Origin of the sequence: Coleofasciculus chthonoplastes PCC 7420 (assembly GCF_000155555.1) — a bacterium.
Taxonomy (GTDB): Bacteria; Cyanobacteriota; Cyanobacteriia; order Cyanobacteriales; family Coleofasciculaceae; genus Coleofasciculus; species Coleofasciculus chthonoplastes_A.
Window position 1 is genome coordinate 142161 of the sequence record NZ_DS989853.1, and the last position, 23940, is coordinate 166100.

The following is a 23940-nucleotide window of genomic DNA, read 5'->3' on the forward strand; positions in this document are numbered from 1 at the left end:
CTTTCATCGCTTGAGTTTTTACCAACTCTATGACTGTACCTCACCCAATTGAAAATTGCTATAGTGGCTTGAGCGAAAGGTGAGTAATGGTCTTTTGCCCTCTGCCTTTTTTTTGCTTAGTTTTCTGTTTTAGGCTTAAGCGTAACAATCATTTCAAAAATATGAGTAGAGGGGTTGTCTTGAGTCACGGTTCCGCCGATCCCTTGCACGGAATTTAGAATAGCTAAAGCGGTTTGAGTATCAGGGTCAGGTTCGGGTGTGTCTGGGGTGGTATTTTCGAGAAAATCATTCACCACTGTCATGGTTTTATCCATATCTAAATAAAAGTAACCGCTGTTAGATTCAGGTAAAGCTTCCGTTACCGTAATAAACGACTCACTTTGATCCAGAGACGGTTCAGGATTCGCCAGCATTTTTTCTACTATTGGTTCGCCAATGGCGATAAACAGTGAGTTCTGGTTTAGCCAACCATGTCCTAACCAGGTTCCTTGTCCTGGAATTGTCCACTCGGTAACCGATTCTCCTTGAACGGTTGTGGGTGAAACTTGAATAGTATTCTGTTGGGCGAGGGTATCGAGTTGAGTTAACGTAGCTTGGGCGGTGGCGCGATCGCTGGTTTGAAAGACGATTACTCCGCCAAAGCCGATGGGGGCGAGTATCCCTTCCCTGGAGGGAATCACGCCGATGGCAAATTCCCCATCCATCCAGCCAAAGATATCCTGATCCACGTCTAAATTAATGCTATTGGCGGCACTTCTGAGGCTGTTGAGTCCTTGCTGTAATTGGGGATCGGTTTGGGCGGATTGGCTCATTATTTCCCATCCCTGACTAATTCCATTTCCGGTTAACAGCATCATCGTTGAAGCGGGAAATTGACTGATAATTTGACCGGGATTGGGCTGAAATTCGACTTGAATATCCGAGGGTTCAACATTGGCAATGGTTTTCAGCCGGATTCCTACGTCATCAATTCCTACCCCCATTTTGACTGACTTAAACGCTTGCAATTGTTCTAAGGTAGCAGGTGGTAAGGGAGCAACTCCTGGATTATTAGCAACCATTTCTTGCACAAAAGCAGTATAGTCAGGGATATAAAACTTAGCAACGGGGTTGAGCAGATCCATATCCTGGGAGAATAGTTTGGCAATATTCCCTTCGCTAGCCAGAGACGGTTCTCCCTTATAGCTATCAATCGCTAATTGTACAGGTTTCAAGTCTTCGGATATGACCAAATGCTGTCTCAAAACTGCTGAATAGAAGGTTTGCCCCTCGTCGATTGTCTCCACAATCGTAAACCCGTTATAGTCAATCTCATCAGTTCTTCCCAGTTTTTCCTCAGTTTTCAACTGGTTAGCAAACTTTAACAGACTGAACTTATTTTTAATCGTAACAACTGTCAACAGATTGGAGTCCTCTACTGCTTCAGCCGAAGTAGTTGGTAAAACCGCGACCATTACATTCCCCAACCACGGTTTTAAATCTTCCTCGTAACTAATTTGGGAATCCTTAAAGGTTTCTGCTTGTAAATTTTCCAGACTCTGATTCACTAACGTTTGCAGTTCGGGCGTACCAAACTTCTGCAACTTCATCCAGGATTGAGGGTCAGTGGAAATAAAGCCCGCCATCACCGCTTCATCGGGAATAACTTTAGCACTGGCGGCTGGGGTGTCGGCGACTCCCCAGAAACCTTTGGCGTAGAGATAAGCAGCGCCACCCCCTACCAAGACTAGAGTTGTGCCAATTGCCAGAAACTTTTTAAAGGACATTTCAAATGTCTCCTAACTTGAATAAATGTTTTCAATAAACCTGCGTTTCATTATTTATCACCCTAAATACTAGAATGTCCGACTACTTACTGTTCCCTGTTCCCTGATTTAATTTTGTCCAACTACTTATATTTCATGTTAGCAGGATTTATAACAAAACAGGCTTACTGTAAATAGGACTATAGCTTGACACGATCTGAACAGAGGGTTGAGTAAGCCGCAGGGTGAGGGCTAGCCGAACTTGACCACTGGTATTGCGAATCGAACGATGCATGAGTTGGTCGGTAAATAAAACAAATTCTCCAGGACGCAAAACCACAGGAACGGCTTGCTGTTCTAAGTCTTCTGGCAAATTAAACAAGCGATTGCCACTAAATGGGTCTTTCATTTTCACAGAGACATCCGGAGTGAGTTGAAAATTAGGGATATACTCAAACCCATTCCGTTCATTAACCTCGGTTAGTGCAATGTAGACATTGATCGTTTTCCCTTCGCCTTGAAGCAGATTGGGATAGGAGTCTTGATGCCAAAATGGAATCAGTTGTTGCGAGGGATAATTAACCCAAATTTCTGAACGCCACAAGACTATCGATTCACCCAAATACTCGTTCAATTTCTGTCGTAAATTTTTATCCTGGCAGATCGCCCAAACAGCGTCTGAATCAAGATGCCTTTCCATATAAAACTCTTTTTTGCGAAGTTGATTAAAAAGTAGAACCATCCCTCCAATTTTGAGTTTAATTAAAAGATCAATAAAATGATAAAATTGATTTTTTAGCGGGGGGTTAGGCAATACAGTTTTAACAATAGCTTGGGTAAGGGAACCGAGTTCAGGGGGACTCAATGCCAGCGAATAGGGTTCCAAAAGTCCAACAGTCGTCTCAGGTTTGGCGGGTGCTTTCGGATTGTATTGATGACAGCCTGTCCACAAGCCACTCTGTTCCCACAACTGTTGACCGAGTTCAGTATCTTTTGCTAGATCAGGAAGTTCGATTTCGTTCTGCTGATAATCAAAAAACTTACCCGTTACCGCTGCAAAATCAGGAGATGTTGCACAATTCAGCAACCCAGAAGCACTTTCTTGGGGTGAAATACCGATGCCTAAATACTTGCTTAAGCGATGCCCTAAGGTTATATTAGATTGCACAAATCCGGGATGAATCGCGTTAACAGTTACGTTGGTATTCTCTAATCGCCGTGACAGTTCTTGAGTCAGTATCAATAAGCATAATTTTGATACGGCATACAGTTCTATAAAATTAAACGGTGTCTTCTTGACAAAACGCTCCCATTTGATAGAAGTGGGGCGTAATGCTAAGTCCGAGGCAACCATGAAAATTCGACTTGGAGCTGAATTTTGGAGCGTTTCCAGTAACAAATTTGTCAGTAGAAAGTGACCCAGATAGTTAATTCCCCAAATGAGTTCAAATCCTTCTTTAGTTCTGCCTCTGGCATTGAAAACACCCGCATTATTTACTAATAAATGCAGTGGGAGCTGTCTATCCTGAAACAGTTCCACAAATGTACGAACTGAATCCAGGGAGGCTAAATCGAGTGGCAAAAACTCAACCTGGGAATTTCCGGTGGAGGAGCGAATATAATTGACAGATTTCTCTGCTTTGCTTGCACAGCGACAGGCGATGAATACATGATGACCGAATTGGGCGAGACCCACAGCAGTCATCAAACCGACACCTGAGTTACCACCTGTGACAATGCAGACCTGCTGAGGCTGACACTGATTCATACGTTCTCATTTTTTATTGATAGTAGCGCAATCTTTGTGTAATACCCAATCCGCCTTGAGAACCCAGTTGATCCCTTAGCCGATGAAAGCCTATTGCCTGTTGCCTTGTTCCTACTGATAAAGGGGGTGGTTAACCCGGATTGGGTATAAAAGCTAGGTCAGGGTGAACTTTTAAGCTGTTCGGCATTTAAATAGGGTATAATCAAAATAGGAAATCCGAAAAAATAAAAAAACATGCCAGCTAAAAATTATCTGAAACCCGAGCAAAAAGAAAAACTCCAAATTACTCTGAAAACAGAGAGCAATGCAGATATTAGAGAAAGAATCCTAATACTATTGTTGCTGAATGATGGAAAAACACAACAAGAAATTGCCGAGTTTATTGGTTGCTCACAAAACAAAGTATGTTATTGGTGCGTTCATGGAGACCAAGATGATTTGGAAAGTCTCAGAGATAAAAGAATGTCAGGGAACCATCAAAAATCCACAGATAAATATATTGATATTTTACTGGAAACAATTGAAAAAAGTCCCGAAGAGTTTGGATATGAATTTGGTCGATGGACAACTCAAAGATTGGCTAAGTATTTAGAGGAAAAAACAGGAATTCATTTAAGTGGTTCACAGGTTCGGAGGATATTACAGAGAAAAAAGTACGCTTACCTTTGGACAAAGTATAGCTTAGAAGCGAAGAGAAACGCCAAAAAAAGAGAAGCGTTTAAAGAAAAAATAGAGGCATATATAAAAATAGAAAAAGATAGTCCAGAACGTCTCCAGGTATGGTTTTGGGATGAAAGTGGATTTAGTTTAAGGGTAATTAGAAGAAAAGATTGGTGTAAAAAAGGAAAGCGGAAACGAGTTAGAGGAGACCGAAGAAAGGGAAGGGTTGACCCTGAGCGAAGTCGAAGGGTCAATGTCATGGGGTGTATGCGTCATTCAGATAAGAAGAGATTTGTCGAATTTCTAGATACAAGCAATTCAAACAACTTTTACAAAGTTTTAAAAAGCTTCTATGAAGAGGTAATCAATGAATGGGTAGAAGCCGGAAATAAAAGAGAAGACTTTACCGAAAAGGGAGCCAAAATTGTTATTATATTAGACAACGCCAGCTTTCACAAAAAAGAAGAGTACATTGATAAAATTGAAGCTGAAATGCCAAATATTCATCTTGAATATTTGCCCGAGTATAGTCCAGATTATAACTTAATTGAATTAGTCTGGCATTCAGCTAAAGAATATATTGCCAATCGGCTTTTTGAATCCATTGAAGAGTTAGAGTCTTTATTGCATCAACTTTTAAATGAAGACAAGCTAGTTATTAATTGGGGACGCAAACTGAAAAATAAGGGTAATGCTCTTATCACAGTTTAAATGCATAACAGCTTAAGGGGATTTAGAGGAATTTAAATTTTGAGCAATATCAGGGTATATGTCGATGAATAGGGCGCACGTCTGTGAGAAAAGGGCAAAGGGCGCACGTCGGTGCGCCCCTACGAATTATTTAAGAGATGCATAAATGAATGACTATGAGTAAAACCTATTCTCACCTAAACAAAACACTTAAGGGTTGGCTGAAGCGCCCCCGTTCTTTTATTGCTTTGATTCTGGGTGCTTTTTTCCTAACCCTATCTTTACAATCACCCAAGTTGCCAGCAACGGCGGCTTATCCTCCGTTGGGTATGGGGAATCAGACGGAGGAAATTGTCGAGAACCGGGCGGAAACATTAGGACTCCCCATGGAACCTCTCTACAGCCAAACGGTTGAACCATCAGATTTAGTTGAACAGGGGAAACTTTATTATCAAGCTGGACAATTTGACCAAGCAGCAAGAGTATGGCAAGAAGCAGCCGAGACGTATGCCGCAGAAGGGTTTATCCTGAAACAAGCCCAGGCGCTGAATTACCTGGCGTTGGCGTATAAAGAGTTAGGAAATACGGAATCTGCCCAAAGCGCGATCGCACAAAGTTTAAAGCTGTTACAATCTCAACCGGATACTGATAACAATACCCGCTTACTCCTTGCCCAAGCCTTGAATACTCAAGGCAATATTCACCTGCTGCAAGGACAAAGCCAAACCGCGTTAGATACCTGGAAACAATCCGCCTCTATTTATGAACAGGCAGACGATCAAACCGGACAATTAATCAGCCAAATTAACCAAGCCCAAGCCTTACAAGCCTTAGGGAAATATCGACGGGCAAAATCTCTGTTGGAACAATTGGTGAGTGAGTTACAAAACGAACCCAATAGTCTGCTGAAAGCCAAGGGATTGAGAAGTTTAGGTGTAGCATTACAAACCCTGGGTCAACTGCGCCAGTCGAAAGCTGCGTTAGAAGCCAGTTGGCAAATTAGTCAACAGTTAAACTCACCCCAAGATACCAGTGAGGCACTATTTAGCATTGGCAATGTCGCCCGAGATTTACAAGAATATGCCGTGGCTTGGACGTACTATCAACAAGCCGCCGAATTAACCCCTGATTCCCTAACTCAACTCGAAGCGCAATTGAATCAATTGCGGATGTTAATCGAGTTACAACGCTGGGATGTCGCCCAAGAATTCATCCCTATTGTCACCCCTAAAGTTAACCAACTGTCTGCCTCGCGTCCGGCAATTTATGCCCAAATTAATCTGGCAGAGAGTTTGATGGAATACGATGAAGCCGGGATGTCAGACTCCTTGGCAGTGGATACATCAAAACTCTTGGCGAAAGCCGTTAACCAAGCCCGACAAATTAATGATCCTAGAGCCGAAGCTTATGCCCTCTATCAATTGGCTAAACTGTATCAGGCGAATGGAACATTAGACGATAGCAAAACCCTCTCCCAACAAGCACTAAAACTCGCTCAAGAAATTAACGCCGACGATATCGCAGCACGGGCGGGCGCACAATTGGGTGAAATTCTGCAAAAACAAGGCAAAACCAACGAAGCCCTCGCCGCCTATAAAATTGCCTTTGATAATATCCAATCCCTACGCAGTGATTTAATCGCGATTAGTTCCGATGTGCAGTTCGATTTTAAAGAAGGGATTGAACCCCTCTATCGCCAACTTGTCAGCTTACTTTTAACAGAAGGGGATAATCAAGCCAACTTGCAACAAGCCCGTGAGGTGATGGAAGCGTTGCAATTAGCCGAACTGGATAACTTTTTCCAAGATGCCTGTTTAGATACTAATCCGGTTGCTTTAGAAGAAATTGATACCCAAGCAGCGGTGATTTATCCAATTATATTACCCGATCGCCTGGAAGTTATCCTCTCGATTCCCAATCAACCCCTCACCCACTACGCCACTCAACTCACCCAAGCTGAAGTGGAAGCAACCCTGACACAACTGTATTCCGGACTGTCTCCCGGCTATCCCAGAAACGAACGGTTAAAACTCTCTCAACAGGTGTATAACTGGTTAATCCAACCCGCTGAAGCGGCGATGACTAGCCAAGATATCCAGACGTTGGTGTTTGTCCCTGATGGCTTTCTCCGCAACTTACCCATGGCGGTACTCTATGATGGACAACAGTATGTCCTAGAAAAATATCGGGTTGTCTTTAGTCCCGGATTACAACTGTTTCCCCAAGGACTTCCCCAAGAAGAACTGAGTTTATTAGCTGCTGGATTAACCGAAGCTCGTCAAGGGTTTAATCCCTTACCAGGAGTTGATGAAGAGATAGCACAAGTATCGCAACAAGTCAACTCTAAAGTGCTATTCAATGAAACCTTTACCTTTGCTACATTTAAAGAACTGATTAACAACGAATCCTTCCCTATCGTTCACTTGGCGACTCACGGTCAATTCAGTTCTAATCCTGAAGAAACCTTTCTGCTCACCTGGAGCGATCGCATTTCCATTGAAGACTTCGACCTAATCTTTCAAAAACGGCGGTTAGGGCTACTGAAACCGATTGAACTATTAGTCATGAGTGCCTGTCAAACCGCAGCCGGAGATAATCGCGCTACATTAGGTTTAGCAGGATTTGCCCTGCGATCGGGTGCCAAAAGTACAATCGCCAGTCTCTGGTCAGTGAGTGATGAATCCACCTCGATTATGATGCAGGAATTTTATCATCAACTAACGGATCTGAAGGTAAGCAAAGCTGAAGCATTGCGACAAGCACAGCTTAGTCTTCTCAAAGAACCCTTATACCAACATCCCTATTTTTGGGCATCGTTCGTTCTGATCGGTAATTGGCTATAGGCTACAAGCATTCAAGGAAAGTTGACCATGACTCCAGCAATCTGCCAAACTCTCTTATCCGCTACAGTAACCGGGACAATTTTCTTATTAACAGCCAATGCTGCTTTAGCACGTTTTGTCCCCTTAGAGTCGGAACATCCCATCAACAATAACCTGATCAGTGTAGACTTCAGTCTTCCCGACGATAATGTTCCGAAAAGCCCTGTTGGTGGGGGTGTGCGAGGTCAGGTGCAGTTTGGTCTTCCCCAAGATTCCGCACCTCGTAGTGGTGTCGCTGGGGGCGTCAGAGGAAATGTGCAGTTTGCTTTACCTGGTGGTTCCGCACCTCGTAGCGGTGTAGCAGGTGGAACTAGAGGAGATGTGGAATTTAGCTTACCTAGCGGTTCTGCACCTCGTAGTGGTGTAGCAGGTGGAACTAGAGGAGATGTGGAATTTAGCTTACCTAGCGGTTCTGCACCTCGTAGTGGTGTAGCAGGTGGAACTAGAGGAGATGTGGAATTTAGCTTACCCGGTGGTTCCGCACCTCGTAGCGGTGTAGCAGGTGGAACTAGAGGAGATGTGGAATTTAGCTTACCTAGCGGTTCTGCACCTCGTAGTGGTGTAGCAGGTGGAACTAGAGGAGATGTGGAATTTAGCTTACCCGGTGGTTCCGCACCTCGTAGTGGTGTAGCAGGTGGAACTAGAGAGGATGTGGAATTTAGTTTACCGGCTGATGGGAAAAACCCCTATACCAGCGCTGGTGGAGGTATCCGAGGTGATGTTGAACTATTTCTCCCCAGTGAAGATTCAGTTCCCCCAACCCCAGTGGATGTAGAAACATTAGAAGAAAATCCGGTCAGTGATATTCCTGCACTTACCGCATTAGTTCCGCCGACGAAACATGGACGCACGGTGTCACCTCGTCCCACAATCTATGTTTATTTGCCTCCAATTGGCGCACGGAAGGTCTTTTTTAGTATCCAAGATGAAGCGGGGAATTCTCATTATCACACCATCTTAAATGTCTCTCCCCAAGGTGGAGTCATGGCGATTACCCTACCGCCAGACACACCGGGATTGGAAATCGATAAGAATTATTTGTGGTATTTTGCTCCCATTGAACCCGGTGGAATTCTGAGACCCGATAATTATGCCGTGACAGGATGGATAAAGCGGGTTGAAAATACGGTCAATGAGCAAGAGTTTGTCGAATCTCCCGTGAAGCTGGCAACTAAGTATGCCGAGGCAGGGATCTGGTATGATACGTTGCAGGTTTTAGTTGAGGCTCAACAATCTGAACCGAAGAATGAAACCTATAGTACCGAATGGCACGATTTATTAGAACAAGTTGACCTAGAAGCGATCGCATCTCAACCTTTTGTTTTCTAGAAGGCAGGAGGCTTTGTTTGTAGTAAGCACTTTAGTGCTTTAACGCATAGCTGGAGAGGGCTAAAGCCCTTACTACGAACCCAAGCTAATCCACCAATTAAGGTGTGCCACGACACTACTTATTGAAAGGATAAAACAACATGATCAGGGTTGAAACGAATATAACATGGGTGATGACTCATTAACCAAGACTAAAAATCAAGCCCTTGAACAAAGCGAGGGGTCAACAATTCAGATGAACCCTGACACGCCTCTACAGGCATTCCTTCAACGCTGGCAAGGGGTTTTGCTGATTACGCCTTGTGTGGCAGGTTTTATTATTGCGGGCAGTTATCTGGGTATTTTTCGGGTTTTAGAATGGTTGATTTTAGATCAATTCTTTCTCCTGCGTCCCCAAGAACCCGTTGATGAGCGAATTGCGATCGTCACGATTGATGAAGAAGATATTGATTATGTGGTGCAGTGGCCCATGTCCGATCAAGTCATGGCAAAACTGCTCCGAAATATCAAAGCCAAAAACCCTAACGCGATCGGGTTAGATATTTATCGAGATTTACCCGTAGAACCGGGACATGAAGAACGGGTTGAGGTGTTTAAAACTACCCCAAACCTAATTGGAATTAACAAAATTGCTGGAGATACTATCGATCCGCCACCGACGTTAGCCGACAAAGATCAAGTGGCGGCTAATGATATGTTCCTGGATAACGATGGCAAAATTCGCCGCGCTCTTGTCCTCGGTGAAGCTGAGAGTGGTTTAATGCAAGGCTTTGGCGTAAAACTGGCGTTAGATTATTTAGCCGACCAAGACATTGAATTAGAAGCGCTCAATCCTGAAAAACAAATCTTCGGTTTAGGTCAAGCTACCTTTATTCCCCTGAGTAAAAATGATGGATTCTACAAAGAATCGGATTTAGGTTGGTATCAAATCCTGGTAAATTATCGCGGCGGACTGGATCGCTTTCCGAATATTTCCATGACCGATGTCTTGGAGAACCGCATCCCCGAAAACTTTTTCCGCGATCGCATCGTTTTTATTGGGGCAAAAGCGCCCAGTCTTAATGATAACTATCTTACCCCTTATAATAGCAACTTAGCTGTCCCGACAGACTTAATGCCCGGTGTGGTCATCCACGCTAATATCACCAGTCAGATTCTCAGTGCCGCTGTATCAGGGCGTCCGATGTTACGGGCAACGACGAAACCCATACACTGGCTACTGATTGTTGTTTGGTCAGGATACAGCGCTACCCTTGGCTCATTCTATATCCGTAGACGCTGGATGACTCTTTTGGGGTTATTAATTGCGGTCGTAATTATTGTCGTCAGTTCCTATTCTGCCTTTCTCTATGGTTGGTTAGTTCCTGTCTTTACCCCTTTATTAGCCGTAGTTGTTGCGGCGACGTTGAGCGTCGGTCAGGTTTTGTGGCAAAATCTGATGATTTCCTATCAAAAATTAGAAGATTATGCCCGTAACTTAGAAGACAAAGTGAAAGAACGCACCGCTGAACTCGCCCACGCCAATCAGGAAATTAGTCAACTCAACGAAAAACTCAAAGCTGAAAACCTGCGGATGAGTGCTGAACTTGACGTCGCCCGTCAATTGCAATATATGATTCTGCCTAATCCGGATGAATTAGAAGCCATTGAAGGATTAGATCTGGCTGGGTTTATGGAACCGGCTGACGAAGTTGGTGGTGATTACTACGACATCCTCTGCACAGATAATGTAGTCACCATTGGTATTGGCGATGTAACGGGACACGGGTTAGAAAGTGGTATTTTAATGATGATGACCCAAACTGTTGTTCGCACCCTAGACGAAATTCGGGAACGTGATCCGGTGAAGTTTCTCGATACCCTTAATCGCACGCTTTACAAAAATGTGCAACGGATGAATTCGGATCGTAACTTGACCTTAGCCATTCTCAACTATACCGATGGCAAAGTTAGTATTAGTGGTCAACATGAAGAATCTATCGTGGTGCGGGCTGGGGGCATTATTGAGCGAATTGATACCATGGATTTGGGGTTTCCGATCGCCTTAGATGATGACATTGCTGATTTTATTGATCGGGCGTTAATTGAATTACACCCTGGTGACAGCATTGTCCTCTACACAGACGGTATTCCTGAAGCTGAAAATATGGAGAATGAACAATATGGTTTAGAACGATTGTGCGATGTGATTAGTCAAAACTGGGATAAATCCGCCAACGCTATTAAAGATGCGATTATTGATAATCTGCGGCACTTTATTGGTAAGCAAAAAGTTTTTGATGATATTACGTTAGTCGTACTTAAGCAAGAGGTTTAGGGGCTTAAATATAATGTAATTTATGATATAGCAGTAGACACATCGATTAGGACTTTCGGCACCATTGTAGAGACGCGCCATGGCGCGTCTCTACATAAATGATGTGTCCTAACAGCTATGCGGTACATTGTCGATCCCCCTAAATCCCATAAGCCAAAAAAGCGAAGCATCCTCTGGCTTCCCCCATGGAACAAAAAGCGAAGCATCCTTTGGTCTCCCCCTTTTGAAGGGGGACGGAAGGGGGATCAAATAGGGGGACGGGAGGGGGATCTGAAGGGGGACTTTGATCTACTGTACTTTATTACAGCGCAAAGCGCTGTATTATATTTTATACAACTGATCAATCATTTCTGACGAAACATTTGTAGCTGAACTATCAAATAAAATTCTTCCCATTTTTAATCCAATAAGGCGATGATAATACCTCAGGGCAAAATCAACCGAATGTAGGCTAGTAACCAAAGTCTTACCGCCCTGTTCACTCATTTGACATAGCAACTCTATTACCTCTCGACTCAACTCCGGATCAAGACTAGAAATCGGTTCATCGGCTAAAATCACTAAGGGATTTTGGATGAGAACTCGCGCTAATGCCACTCGCTGCTGTTGTCCCCCTGAAAGTTGATCAGTGCGGGTATAAAGTTTATCCGGAATTCCCACTTGAGTTAACGCCTGATGCGCTGTTTCTACCTCTAACGGAAACAATAGCGATAAAGCAGCTTTAAACAATGACCACCGTCCTAAATGTCCAGCATTAACATTGTGAATCACTCGCAAATTATCCACTAAATGAAACTGCTGATAGACTGTACCAATTTGCCGTTGCACTTGGCGTAATCTCTGAGTTGAAATTTGGGAAAGATTGTACCCTAATGCCCAAATTTCTCCTTGGCTGGGTTGCAATGTCCCATTCAACAAACGCAATAGGGTGCTTTTTCCCGCCCCACTTGACCCGACTAATGCCACCCGTTCGCCAGGGTAAAGCGTGAGATTAATCTCCATTAGGGCAGTTAAGCGACCAAATTGCTGAGTTACACCGTTTAGCTGAAAAATTGGCGACGAATCGCTCATTTAATTTTGCCAATTTGACGACCGACTTTTTCAATTTGAGCGTAATTGGAATTTTCTGTGGAAATAAATTTATCAGCACCAAATAAGTCTAAAATTTCTTGGTGTTCGGGGTTATTCGGGTCAAGCTTGAGTAAGGCGGCTTGCACTTTCTGGGAAAAATCTTCGCCATAGCGTGACTTTACATCGGGATGAATCACCCAATGATAATCATAATAGGTTGGCGTTTCCCAAATCACATCCACTTTATTTAAATCCACGTCTCCAGCTTCCACGCGGCTTTTCCAGACTTGAGAATTTAATGCCCCCGCCTGATAACTCCCGGCTTCAACCAGTTGAATTGTGGTATCATGGGAACCGGAAAAACCGACCTCTCCTTGAAAATCCTCTGGTGTCACCCCGGCTTGTTCCAAAAAATACTGAGGCATTAACCGCCCTGATGTGGAGGATTCACTGCCAAAGGTAAAGGTTGATCCTTTTAATTTGGATAATTCTTGGATATCCTGAATCGGTTGGAGTTCACTATTTTTATTAGCAATAAATACACTGGTAAATTCAGCATCAATATCCCGTTGGGCGATCGCCTCTGCGCCTTCAACCTGCGATCGCGCCTGTACGCCAGTTAAGCCACCAAACCAGACGAGATCCAGATCTCCCACTCGAAACGCTGTCACCGCCGCCGCATAGTCGGTTACAGGTTTATATTCGACGGGTACACCTAACTCCGTTTCCAGGTAATTTGCTAACTTGTCATACAGCCGTTGCAACTTTTCCGGATCTTGATCGGGAATCGCCCCAGCGATTAACGGTTCAACCGTTGTCTCATTCCCCGTTTCAGAAGCTGGGGAACAAGCAACTAAGGGAGATAGCAGGAACAGCAGTATCCCCGATACTAAAACGTTTCTTAACGATGCCATTTGCTGAATCTATAAAATTTTTACCCAAAAAAATTGTAACAGCAGGAGTGTCGGGGTAGGGTGTACGGTGTGCGATCGCGCTTTCGATGCTGGTAGATTTGGTTTGTAGTAAGGGAACCTTAGCCCTTAATTGTACGGGTTTCTTGTGCATAATGCTAATCCATTTTGCTTAGGTGTGCCACGCCACGACTGGCGTAACCCAGCTAAAATTGTGCAATTTTTACCGTTAAATCGGGCGCACGTCAGTGCGCCCCTACCCAGTGGATATGCAACCCCGCCATTGTAAGCTGTCATGCATTTAAATATGGGTATTAGTAGCGAGCAAGATGCTTGATGTAGCGAGCAAGATGCTTGATGTAGCGAGCAAGATGCTTGATGTAGCGAGCAAGATGCTTGATGTAGCGAGCAAGATGCTTGATGTAGCGAGCAAGATGCTTGATGTAGCGAGCAAGATGCTTGATGTAGCGAGCAAGATGCTTGATGTAGCGAGCAAGATGCAAAGCCTGCGGCATGGCTTCGCTTAACGCACTACGGCAAGGATTTCACCATTATTAACATTAAGGTTTAAATGCCGAACAGCTTAATGATGCTTTCTTTTCATCAGATACCTGGTTAACCGCGCTGCTGATAATCCTTTTCATATAAGGTTTTCCAGAAAAACGGAAGATGATAGTGAACATCACTACTTTTTTCGGCATAAAATCGCCCGATTTCCAAAGAAAGTTGATCTCGATAAACCTCAATCGGACGACTCCAATCAGTAGGGGGATGAAATTGGTTCCAGTATTCCTTCGCTTTTTTAATCGTCAATAAGGCAAAAATTAACTCCTGCTTCCGTTGCTCATCTGGGGCATTTTGAAACTCATCTTTCCAGGAATCTCGCAACTCATTGACTCCCTGGCAATCTAATCCAGAACAGTAGCGAAGACGTTCTGAGGCTCGTTGTAAGTTATCTCGCAAATTAGCATCATTACTGATTCCATCTGCCATATCAATATAAATCGTTTGCAGCAAAGCAGGATTATCTTTATAAATTGGAGTAGCAGAAAAGTTATCAAATACAGGTTGGAGTTCCGGGAACAGAAAGTAGGACTCCTTATAGATAAACCCTGTCACCCAGATCCGATGATTTATTGCATTTTTAGGATTAACCTTGGCTTGTTCATACAGATCCTGAAAAATTGCCTCTGTATCTGAAAACGGATAATTATCAATAGTTTTAAGTTGCAAATCTAAATCAACAATCGCAAACAGCTTTTCTGGACTTAAATAGGAGTTATCGCTGTTGTTTTTATGTAACTGTAATAAAGTGCAGTAAGTATCGAGTACATCTGTGCGATCGCCACAATTAAAAAATTCGGGTCGATAGTTCCGCCACCACTTAGGAACACAGGCATTATAAAAGTTAGCATCTGGCATTTGTGCCATTCTTCGATAAGATTGAGGTGATGGTCTACCCTTCAGATCCCAGACACCCCCTTTACCTTCACAGAGAACAACTATTTTATTCCTAATTCTGCGAGAACTAAGAATTATTTCACAGTGGCGTTGTAACTGTTCTGGACTAAAACTCATGTCTAGTTTTCGGGGTCTTGCTGGATAAGTTTAGGTTCTAATTCTTTAACATGGGCTGGAGTCAAGGCTTGGCAGAGTTCATAAGAGTGGGTTGCCAGAATATATTGATTGTTCGGTGCCCATTCTTGTAAATCTTGAATGATTTGATATTGCCAATCGGGGTGGAATGCAATTTCTATTTCATCCATTAATACAATAGCATCTTCTATATTATGATGTTTTAGCCACATATAAATGCTTAAGCGTTTCAACTCTCCATGGCTAAGATCTTCTGGAGAGAGTTCGATAGTTTCACCGTTTCTATCTAGTGTAAAATTCACGCCGTTAAGATCTTTATCTATATTTATCTTTTTATTAAATAACATCTGGTTCAACTCATTTTTTAGTCTCTGATAATAATGACCATACTCTCCTGTTTCTACGACTTCTTCTCTATCTAGATCAAAAGCATCTTTAAAAGCCTGTATCAAAATATCCACAGCCAAAAAATCATAAGTGAATAAATTTACAAGTTTACTTCTAGCATTTTTAAGTTGCGAGTAATAATCTTCGTCTGCCCTAGCTTTACTTTTAAACAATAAATTTCGACTTTCTCGATTTATAAAAGTAAACACTTGAGTTGATGGAGCAGCCAGAAATATTTTTTTTGACAGGTCTTTTAAAAAAAATTCTGCCTCAGAAATTTTTGCCATGTCTAGACCATTAATATTGCATAGCAGGAAATTTTGATTATTTTCTTCTTTTTTGCTAGCCTTATAGTCAGATACATATATTAAATTCTCGGCTTCCATGTATTCCTTGGTTTTTGTTAAATGCTGCTTTATTTCTTGTCGCAAATAATACCATTCTTCAAGAAATTTATTGTATGTATTAAGTTTAATTTTTTGACTGGGATTAAGCAGGCTGTGTATTTTTATGTCCAAAATACCTTCTAATTCTTTTTCCTCCGTAGTATCAATGTCAATGTTTGTTAAATCTAAAAGTTGAATTCTAGAGGGATTTGAAAAATAATAGTAATTTGTTGAAATTAAATTACCTCTTAATTGCAATTGCTTTTGAATATAAGTGTTTTTACAGCAAAAAAAATCAAAACTTACGGTTCTATTATTTTTCAAAAGTTCAATTGTAGCTAAATTTCTCTTAGGAGAGTCCTCATGAAGTTCAAATCCATATAGCAGATTTTGCAAAAAAGGTTTTCTTTCCGGATCAGTCGAACAGTGAAGTAGAGTAAAAATTAATTGCAGTAGTGTACTCTTGCCACCACCATTTAGACTACCCAGAGGAAAAATTCTGGGAACAAAATCTTCTTCAAAGGTAATATCAACATCCTTTAAAACCCGGAAATCAGGAACTCGAATTCGTTGCAGGTGCATAAAACACTCCTAATATTGACTTGATATCCCCGTTGGCTTCACAAGTGTTATTTTACTTTACCTACGCAAGATGAATGGAAACCGTAGGGGCGCACCGACGTGCGCCCGATTCAACCGATTTCAGTAGTGGCGTGGCACATCTTAGCAAGATGGATTAGCCTGATGCCCATGAAAGAAATTAGGGGCTGAAGCCCCTACTACGAACCCAACTAATCCCAAATTTTAGCTGGTGGGCAATGCCCACCCTACGGTGTATCACGGGTTTTAGAATAATGTGTTGGATTTCGCGATCGCTCCTGACCTACTTGAGCGTTTTGGGCTATCCTAGACTGGCTCCCCAGTAGTCTGCCGCGAGTTCAGTAGACGGCGCTAGTCCGCAGGTTGACGCGGACATGATAGAAGTCCAGAAAAATCCAGAGGCTACAATTACAACCATGTAATGATCTTAGTGGTCATTCCTCTTTTGCCCACCGTCCGCCTTCTTCACTCACGTCGCCCACTTCTGGATTCATGAAGCCCTTACATTGCTCTCACGGTCACGAAAATCCCCCGAATAGTCGCTTTTGTCTCCACTGTGGTGAGAAACTGGAGCAAGCAGAAAATGGCAATAGGGAGTCGGGACTGGCTTTGGCGGGACGCTATCGGATTGTGCGGGAATTGGGACATGGCGGATTTGGACGTACCTATTTAGCCCAAGACTTGAATCGCTTCGGTGAAGCTTGTGTATTAAAGGAATTCGCCCCACAAGTGCAAGGCACCTTTGCCTTACAGAAAGCCTCAGAACTGTTTGAACGGGAAGCTGGAGTTCTCTATAAGCTGAAACATCCCCAAATTCCGGAGTTCCGAGAACTGCTGCGGGTGAAGAAGCAGGGAGAAGGACGCCTATTTTTAATTCAGGACTATATTGCTGGACAAACCTGTCGGGCTATCTTGGAGGCACGTCGGAATCAGGGATTACGGTTTAACGAAACCGAAATTCTCAAACTATTACGCCAAATTCTCCCCGTTTTGGACTATATCCACTCCCTCGGCGTGATTCATCGAGATATTTCTCCGGAGAATATTATCATCCGTCAACAGGATGGATTGCCTGTACTGATTGATTTTGGTGGAGTGAAGCAAGTCGCGGCTACGGTAGCCTCTCAGGTGATGGCATCATCCCCAGCTACCGCCACGCGCTTGGGTAAAGTGGGTTATGCCCCCCACGAACAAATGCAAGGGGGGATTGTTTCTGCCAGTAGCGATTTGTACGCTTTAGGGGCAACAGTTTTGGTGTTACTCACCGGGAAAGAACCCTCTGAATTCATCGATCCCCACACCTTAACCTGGGATCGTAGTAGGCACTTTAGTGCCACTCCCCTTAGCCCTACTCTCAGCCATGTTCTCGAACAACTGCTGCAACCCCATCCCCGTAATCGCCCCCAAAGTGCGAACCAAGTCTTACAGATGCTGAATTCTCATTCCCCCCCACAGGCATACTCTCCACCGCCGCCACCATCACCGCAAACCCAAGCAACTGTAGCGGTTTCACCGGGTCAGGTTGCACCGACGCCACCCTCCCCCCCTACCCCTGTTGCCCAGAGGTCTGCGCCCAGTGCTGCGCCCAGTGGCAATAATAACGCCGCCTTAGGCTGGTTGGGGAAATTGCTCCTAGTATTAGGGTTAATTCTGGCAGCAGGTGCTTTTGGCTGGTGGGCGGGTAATCTCTGGATTGATAGCCAACTGCAATCTAATCAACCCGATGCTACGCCTACTGTAGAGGACTTTGAGAACCCAGTGATTTCACCAGAGGATGATGACGAACCTGAACCCTCCTCCGACTTTTCGCCGGAAGAACAACGACGCAAGCAAGCCTTGCGACAGCGACGGATGAATCTGGGTATCGATTATGACTTTTATGTCAGTTTAGTCGATGAAGCGTTTTGGAATGAGTATCCAAGACAACGGGGAGTTCCATTAAGTACCGATCCAGACGATGCTAGGCTGCGAGAAGCCTGGGATAGAATCGCAGCCAATGTACTCACCCAGATTGAACAGCTTGATCTGAGTCGTCAAGCCAAGCGACAATTAGGCAGTTATGACGGGAGCGATCGCGATCGCTGGAAACGTCAAGTCAATCGTCTACGTGTCAGTAGTCGGGCATTATATGACCTCGCCGATGCTAGGTTTTTCCGCATCTTCCCCAAACAAGAAGGCGAAACGGGATCGGAATTTCTGGATCAACCTATAGGTCAAATCTGGCAAGCCACGGTTGCGGATACCGTCAAGGCGTTACAATCCAGAGAGGCGTTAGACCGGATTATTTTTGAATCGGGTGATACGGGCACACAAATGAGTGGAACTCTGCAACCTGGAGAAGGCAAAGCCTTTACCGCCGAATTAGCGGCAGATCAGTTAATGGAGGTGAATCTCTCCACCGCCCCCAATGCCTTATTATCGATCTATAGTCCTACAGGGAATACAATCTTCCTGGAAGATTCACGCCAGCACAGCTTTTCTGGGGAATTACCAGAATCGGGGTTCTATGAGTTTGTTGTGGTATCTGACGCGGATGAACCGATTGATTATCAGCTTGATCTCACGGTGGAAAATCCCCCCGAATCGGACATCTCAGTTGATAAAGGTATAGCGGAATAAAGGATTGACTTAAACTCATCCCATAAAGGCGTGAGATTTCACACAATAAGTTTGGAGAGTCGCGATCGCCTGGATCAGGACACCATGATTCAGGTCAAGCAAAAACCGTAGGGTGCGTTAGGCGTAATCAATCATATTGATCATCCTTTTAATAGGAATGTCGCCGTAACGCACCATTATTTTGATAAGAGCAATGCCCACTTAGATCAGGACACGATATTATCGTGTCCCTACGTACTAAACCTTAAACTTCTGGGTAATCCGCTTCATCGCCTCTTCCACATTCTCCCGACTATTGAACGCCGAAATTCGGAAATAGCCTTCACCCGCAGCCCCAAATCCGGAACCTGGTGTTCCGACAACATAACAGGTTTGCAGTAACTTATCGAAGAAATCCCAACTGGATAAACCATTGGGTGTCTTCACCCAAATATAAGGGGCATGAACCCCGCCATACACACTTAATCCCGCTTCCGTTAACTTCTGGCGAATAATTTTGGCATTTTCCAAATAAAAGCTAACTAATGCTTTCACCTGGGCTTTTCCGGCTTCTGAGTAAACCGCTTCCGCCCCTCGTTGGACAACATAGGAGACACCATTAAACTTAGTAGACTGGCGGCGATTCCATAGTTTCCAAAGTTCCACATCTGAACCATCCGATGCTTTCGCGGTTAAAGTTTTAGGAACAACCGTCAACGCACAACGAGTTCCGGTAAATCCCGCATTCTTAGAAAAGGAACGAAACTCGATCGCACAATCTCGCGCTCCCTCAATTTCATAGATAGAATGGGGTAAACTCTCGTCGGTGATAAACGATTCGTAAGCCGCATCAAAGAAAATAATTGACCCATTCGCTTTCGCATAATCCACCCACGCCTTCAAGTTTTCCTTAGTCGTGGTAGCGCCTGTCGGATTATTGGGGAAGCACAGATAAATCAAATCCACTTTCTGAGAGGGAATGTCTGCGGTAAAGTTATTCTCGGCACTAATCGGCAAATAGACTAATCCCTCAAATTCACCCTTCTCATTCACCTCTCCAGTATTTCCCGCCATCACATTCGTGTCCACGTAGACGGGATATACGGGGTCAGTGACGGCAATTTTGTTATTTTTGCCAAAAATATCCAGAATATTACCCGTATCGCACTTAGAACCGTCGGAGATGAAGATTTCCGACGCATCCACCTGACATCCCCGCGCCTGGAAATCCTGGGTGGCGATTTTCTCCCGCAGCCAGGGATACCCCTGTTCGGGTCCATAGCCTCGGAAGGAGTCCCGATTCCCCATGTCTTCTACCGCTTGAATCATCGCCGTGCGACAGGCTTCGGGTAAGGGTTCGGTAACATCGCCAATTCCCAGTTTAATCATATCGGCATCCGGGTTAGCTTCAGCAAAGGTATTCACCCGGCGGGCAATTTCGGGAAACAGGTAGCCTGCTTTGAGTTTCAGGTAGTTATCGTTGATAGTTGCCATAATCACTTGTGACGAACGCCGTAAACCAGCTTACTGCTAACTGTAGCGGAAAAGGCAACAGGCAACAGGCAACAAGGAATAAGTAGGTGGGGACAATTAAAGTTAACGGTGGGGAACTCGCTTTCGCGAGAAGCAAGCTACGTCATTCGTCATTCGTCATTTGTCATTTGTCAGGATTTAAGGCTTGTTAACATAACTTCATAAGGTTGAGTTTATTTCCACCAACCTACTTACACAGTTAACAACGATAACTTGGTGGGTTACGGCGGATATCTAATTTAAGGATTTGTTTTCTCTAAGCTGTCATGCATTTAAATTGGGTATTAGTAGCGAGCAAGATGCTCGCACTACATGGCTTTCGCCATTATTGATATTAAGGTTTAAATGCCGAACAGCTTATTGAATACCGCCTAACCCACCCTACTGGCGTGGCACGCATAATTTGGTAGATTAGCTTGGGTTCGTAGTGGGGAAACTTAGCCCTATATTCTGTTATTCCACTGTTAGCAACGGTAACTTGGTGGGTTACGGCGGATATTTAATTTAAGGATTTGTTTTCTCTATTGAATACCGCCTAACCCACCCTACTGATTCGGGGTTATTTGGGTCTATAGGACGGCACATTTTCCCATGATGAAATAATACCGGAAACGACAAAAAAAGTCAAGTGCCAACGAACATTCATCAAACCTGAAATTTATCGATAAGCTATCTGAACCCCTGGCTTTCTGATTGAATCCGTCTGATTCTGTCCAGATGTGAAAACCTGACGATTTTGCACTAAAATAAACGCGGCTACGGCAATTAAAAAATAACCAAAGGCTTTCTGTAACTGTTGGGCTTTGACATACTGTGCCAAATATGCGCCAACGATAATTCCCACACTTGCCACCACAATAAATGAACCCATTAACCCCCAATCTAGGGGAACCTGTCCCAAATATCCCAGAAATCCAGCCACCGAGTTACAGGCAATAATTAATAATGACGTTCCCACTGCTTCCTTCATCGGCGTATTTCCTAATAATACCAATGCCGGAACGATCGCGAATCCACCGCCAACCCCAACTAAACCTGTCAATACGCCTACACCTAACCCTTCAGTTAGCATCCACACCCAACAATATTTACACACCGGTTGAGGATAATACTGCAAGTCGTTATCGGGTTGAGTCGGTTTACTGCTTTTGCGGATCATGAATCCCGCCGCAATAATCATCATTACGGCAAAGAGAAGAAGCTGGAATGTTCCGCTGACAAAAAAGGCTAACTTTGCCCCTAAAAACGCGCCTACCATCGTCGCCGCACCGAACATAAATGCCTTTTTAAAATTTATATTCCCTCGTCGCCAGTGAGGGATAACTCCAATCAGGCTAACGGTTCCCACGATAACCAATGTCATCGCGATCGCGCTTTTCGCTTCCACCCCCATTACATACACTAAAATGGGCAAGGCTAGCACTGAACCGCCACCCCCCATTAACCCCAAACTAATGCCAATTCCGGCAGCAAGAATTAGCCCAATTATCCAAGTAGTCATTTGTCTTATGTCCTTGGTCTTATGTCAACACCCTGTAGGGTGGGCATTGCCCACCAACCTTAAATCAGTGACCTATCACATTTAAACTCGTTGGTTGTAAGGTAGTTTTGCCAATAACATACCCATGGCACAGGTTCCACTCACACCAGCAAAAACTAATCCTGCGCCAACAAAACCACTCAAGATTAAAAACCAAGGCGAGACAAACGCACCTAATATAGTTCCCGTAAACACTAATGTCCCTGCCACAATTTGCACTTGTCGGAATAAACTAATGGGCGCATTTTTATTGACCTGAGTCTGATATCCGGCAGATTTCCAAGTGGGTAATCCGCCTTGAAGATGATTCACCGATTCAAATCCAGACTCGAAGAGTTTTTGGGCGGCTTGTTTCGAGCGATTCCCGCTTTGGCAGTACAATACAACCTGTTGATTGGTTTCTGGTTTAACCCCGGTGGGATTCAGGTTAGAGAGTGGCATTAATTTTGCCCCAGGAATATGTTCGCTGGCATATTCGCCCGGTTCCCGCACGTCAATCAGCATTACTTGTTGACGATCCAGCCATTGTTTTAACGTTTGGGCGTCTATTTCTTGTAGGTTATTGGCATTGGCTAAAACCATGATTTTTTCTCCTTATCTATGTGCAAAACTTGTCTAATTCAATGTATTGGTGTAGATGTTTACAGGTATCCCTGTTCTTTTATGTTGTCACCGCTACTTTGCCACAGCGTTCATTAGCGGGAACCGCTTCCATCATCTTTTTCGGATCAGGAAGATTTAAGTTATTCATCAATTCGATAAAGCTGGCGCGATCGCGATTCGCTAATCGGGGATTCCATTGCTGTTCTTCGCCAATTGTGGATACGGTATGTCCGCGATAATCATGTCCAGGATACACCAGCGTCTCATCGGGTAAATTAAATAACTTTTGAGTTATAGAATGAAATAATGTGCCTGCATCACCGCTTTGGAAATCAGTTCGACCGCATCCCCGAATTAACAGCGAATCCCCCGTGAGGACGCGATCGCGATTCACGAAGTAGGCGTTATGGCTATCGGTATGACCCGGTGTGGCGATCGCCTGAATCTCAACTGAACCCACCATTAACACCTCACCATCCGCCAGAAAGCGATCAGCACAAGCAGCCGAGGCATTTTGAGGAACCACACCCTGACAGTGCGTCAACTCCCGCAGTTGCGCTGTTCCGGTAACGTGATCGGCGTGAATATGCGTTTCCAGACAATACTGCAAGGTTAATCCCAACTCATCGAGGAGTTTGCGATCGCGATCCACCTGTTCTTTGACCGGATCGACCAGAATCGCGGCTTTTGTGGCTAAATCAGCGATGAGATAGGTATAGGTGCTGGTTTCACTGTCAAATAGTTGACGAAATAACATCAGCTCATCTCCCTTGGACTGTTTCGTATTGTTTATTAACTAAATTGCTATTTAGTTATATTTAACTTACCTCACACGAGACACACCTGTCAAGAGGGAATATGGGAGAGATGGGGGAGATGGGGGTAGTAGAGACGTTCCGGTGGAACGTCTGGGAGATGGGGGACAATTTGTAGGGATCGCATCGCTCGCTGAAGCTGAGCCTCATGAATCGGGGGCGCTTTATAGTTCATTTGGATATATACGCCTTCGCGATGTCTTTCGATGGGATAAGCCAAACGACGCTTACCACGATGTTGGATTTCAATCTCCTCACCGCCTTGCTCTTGCAGGAAATCTTTATACTTGGTCACAGCTTGGTTAACCTGCTCCTCTGACATATCCGACGCAGGATGTACATCTTTTCGTAACTATCGCTCACTAATGGTCATCTCCTTATGGACAATTGGGCTTCTTTTGCTGATTCGGGATAGCCACAGCGTTTTCACCCAGAAGCTATCCCGCTCAAAGAAACAAGGATAGGAGCAAATTTGACTGCTTTACTCTATGGCAAATCTGGGTTCTTTC

Annotated in this window: 17 protein-coding genes and 1 pseudogene; 6 read left to right on the forward strand and 12 right to left on the reverse strand. The window is 44.1% G+C overall.

Translation table 11 applies throughout. The annotated features are described in order from the left end of the window. Positions 1-116 precede the first annotated feature (116 nt). Both MC7420_RS18805 and MC7420_RS18810 read right to left on the reverse strand, forming a co-directional pair. Positions 117-1766 (reverse strand): DUF3352 domain-containing protein, encoded by a 1650-nt coding sequence (locus tag MC7420_RS18805; RefSeq protein WP_006102323.1) that lies wholly within the window; start codon positions 1764-1766, stop codon positions 117-119. 148 nt (positions 1767-1914) lie between these two features. Beyond that, positions 1915-3513: an SDR family NAD(P)-dependent oxidoreductase gene (locus MC7420_RS18810; RefSeq protein ID WP_006102308.1), complete on the reverse strand. Its 1599-nt coding sequence runs from the start codon at positions 3511-3513 to the stop codon at positions 1915-1917. 234 nt (positions 3514-3747) lie between these two features. Between MC7420_RS18810 and MC7420_RS18815 the strand changes: the two genes are divergently transcribed. The 4 genes from MC7420_RS18815 (at position 3748) to MC7420_RS18830 (ending at position 11391) form a co-directional block, all read left to right on the forward strand. Continuing rightward, positions 3748-4884 (forward strand): IS630 family transposase, encoded by a 1137-nt coding sequence (locus MC7420_RS18815; protein WP_006102350.1) that lies wholly within the window; start codon positions 3748-3750, stop codon positions 4882-4884. A gap of 155 nt (positions 4885-5039) precedes the next feature. Continuing rightward, a complete protein-coding gene (locus tag MC7420_RS18820; RefSeq protein WP_006102211.1) occupies positions 5040-7706 on the forward strand; it encodes a CHAT domain-containing protein in 2667 nt (888 codons plus the stop codon). A 27-nt stretch (positions 7707-7733) separates the two neighbouring features. Then, entirely contained in the window at positions 7734-9074 is a 1341-nt protein-coding gene (locus MC7420_RS18825) for a DUF928 domain-containing protein (RefSeq protein WP_006102289.1), read from the forward strand. Positions 9075-9240: 166 nt separating this feature from the next. Further along, positions 9241-11391: a CHASE2 domain-containing protein gene (locus tag MC7420_RS18830; RefSeq protein ID WP_006102242.1), complete on the forward strand. Its 2151-nt coding sequence runs from the start codon at positions 9241-9243 to the stop codon at positions 11389-11391. Between the two features lie 321 nt (positions 11392-11712). Here the strand turns inward: MC7420_RS18830 and MC7420_RS18840 are convergent, their stop codons facing one another. Continuing rightward, complete coding sequence (locus MC7420_RS18840) at positions 11713-12462, reverse strand: phosphonate ABC transporter ATP-binding protein (protein ID WP_006102265.1); 750 nt, start codon at positions 12460-12462, stop codon at positions 11713-11715. Then, positions 12459-13376, reverse strand: coding sequence for a putative selenate ABC transporter substrate-binding protein (locus MC7420_RS18845; RefSeq protein WP_006102240.1), 918 nt, complete (start codon positions 13374-13376; stop codon positions 12459-12461). The genes MC7420_RS18840 and MC7420_RS18845 overlap by 4 nt, the downstream gene beginning before the upstream one ends. 145 nt (positions 13377-13521) lie before the next feature. Here MC7420_RS18845 and MC7420_RS39965 point away from each other — a divergent pair, with 145 nt between their 5' ends. Then, a complete protein-coding gene (locus tag MC7420_RS39965; RefSeq protein WP_006102292.1) occupies positions 13522-13662 on the forward strand; it encodes a hypothetical protein in 141 nt (46 codons plus the stop codon). Positions 13663-13687: 25 nt separating this feature from the next. Here MC7420_RS39965 and MC7420_RS42655 read toward each other — a convergent pair whose 3' ends face one another. From MC7420_RS42655 to MC7420_RS18860, 3 genes are all read right to left on the reverse strand, one after another. Next, positions 13688-13888 carry a hypothetical protein gene (locus MC7420_RS42655; RefSeq protein WP_006102220.1) on the reverse strand — a complete coding sequence of 67 codons (201 nt, stop codon included), beginning with the start codon at positions 13886-13888 and terminating at the stop codon, positions 13688-13690. Positions 13889-13988: 100 nt separating this feature from the next. Further along, positions 13989-14951 carry a hypothetical protein gene (locus MC7420_RS18855; RefSeq protein WP_006102229.1) on the reverse strand — a complete coding sequence of 321 codons (963 nt, stop codon included), beginning with the start codon at positions 14949-14951 and terminating at the stop codon, positions 13989-13991. Between the two features lie 2 nt (positions 14952-14953). After that, positions 14954-16324: an AAA family ATPase gene (locus MC7420_RS18860; RefSeq protein ID WP_006102219.1), complete on the reverse strand. Its 1371-nt coding sequence runs from the start codon at positions 16322-16324 to the stop codon at positions 14954-14956. Positions 16325-16834: 510 nt separating this feature from the next. Between MC7420_RS18860 and MC7420_RS18865 the strand changes: the two genes are divergently transcribed. Then, positions 16835-18961, forward strand: a complete 2127-nt coding sequence (locus tag MC7420_RS18865) for a serine/threonine-protein kinase (protein ID WP_006102260.1) — start codon at positions 16835-16837, stop codon at positions 18959-18961. A 237-nt stretch (positions 18962-19198) separates the two neighbouring features. Here MC7420_RS18865 and MC7420_RS18870 read toward each other — a convergent pair whose 3' ends face one another. From MC7420_RS18870 to rpsF, 5 genes and pseudogenes are all read right to left on the reverse strand, one after another. Then, entirely contained in the window at positions 19199-20434 is a 1236-nt protein-coding gene (locus tag MC7420_RS18870; RefSeq protein WP_006102319.1) for an LL-diaminopimelate aminotransferase, read from the reverse strand. Between the two features lie 697 nt (positions 20435-21131). Further along, on the reverse strand, positions 21132-21974 hold the full coding sequence (locus MC7420_RS18875) for a sulfite exporter TauE/SafE family protein (RefSeq protein ID WP_006102286.1): 843 nt from the start codon (positions 21972-21974) through the stop codon (positions 21132-21134). A gap of 81 nt (positions 21975-22055) precedes the next feature. Next, on the reverse strand, positions 22056-22595 hold the full coding sequence (locus MC7420_RS18880; RefSeq protein WP_006102214.1) for a rhodanese-like domain-containing protein: 540 nt from the start codon (positions 22593-22595) through the stop codon (positions 22056-22058). 79 nt (positions 22596-22674) lie between these two features. After that, positions 22675-23373 carry an MBL fold metallo-hydrolase gene (locus tag MC7420_RS18885; RefSeq protein WP_006102217.1) on the reverse strand — a complete coding sequence of 233 codons (699 nt, stop codon included), beginning with the start codon at positions 23371-23373 and terminating at the stop codon, positions 22675-22677. A gap of 89 nt (positions 23374-23462) precedes the next feature. Beyond that, positions 23463-23773, reverse strand: a pseudogene (gene rpsF / locus MC7420_RS18890) (30S ribosomal protein S6). Positions 23774-23940 lie beyond the last annotated feature (167 nt).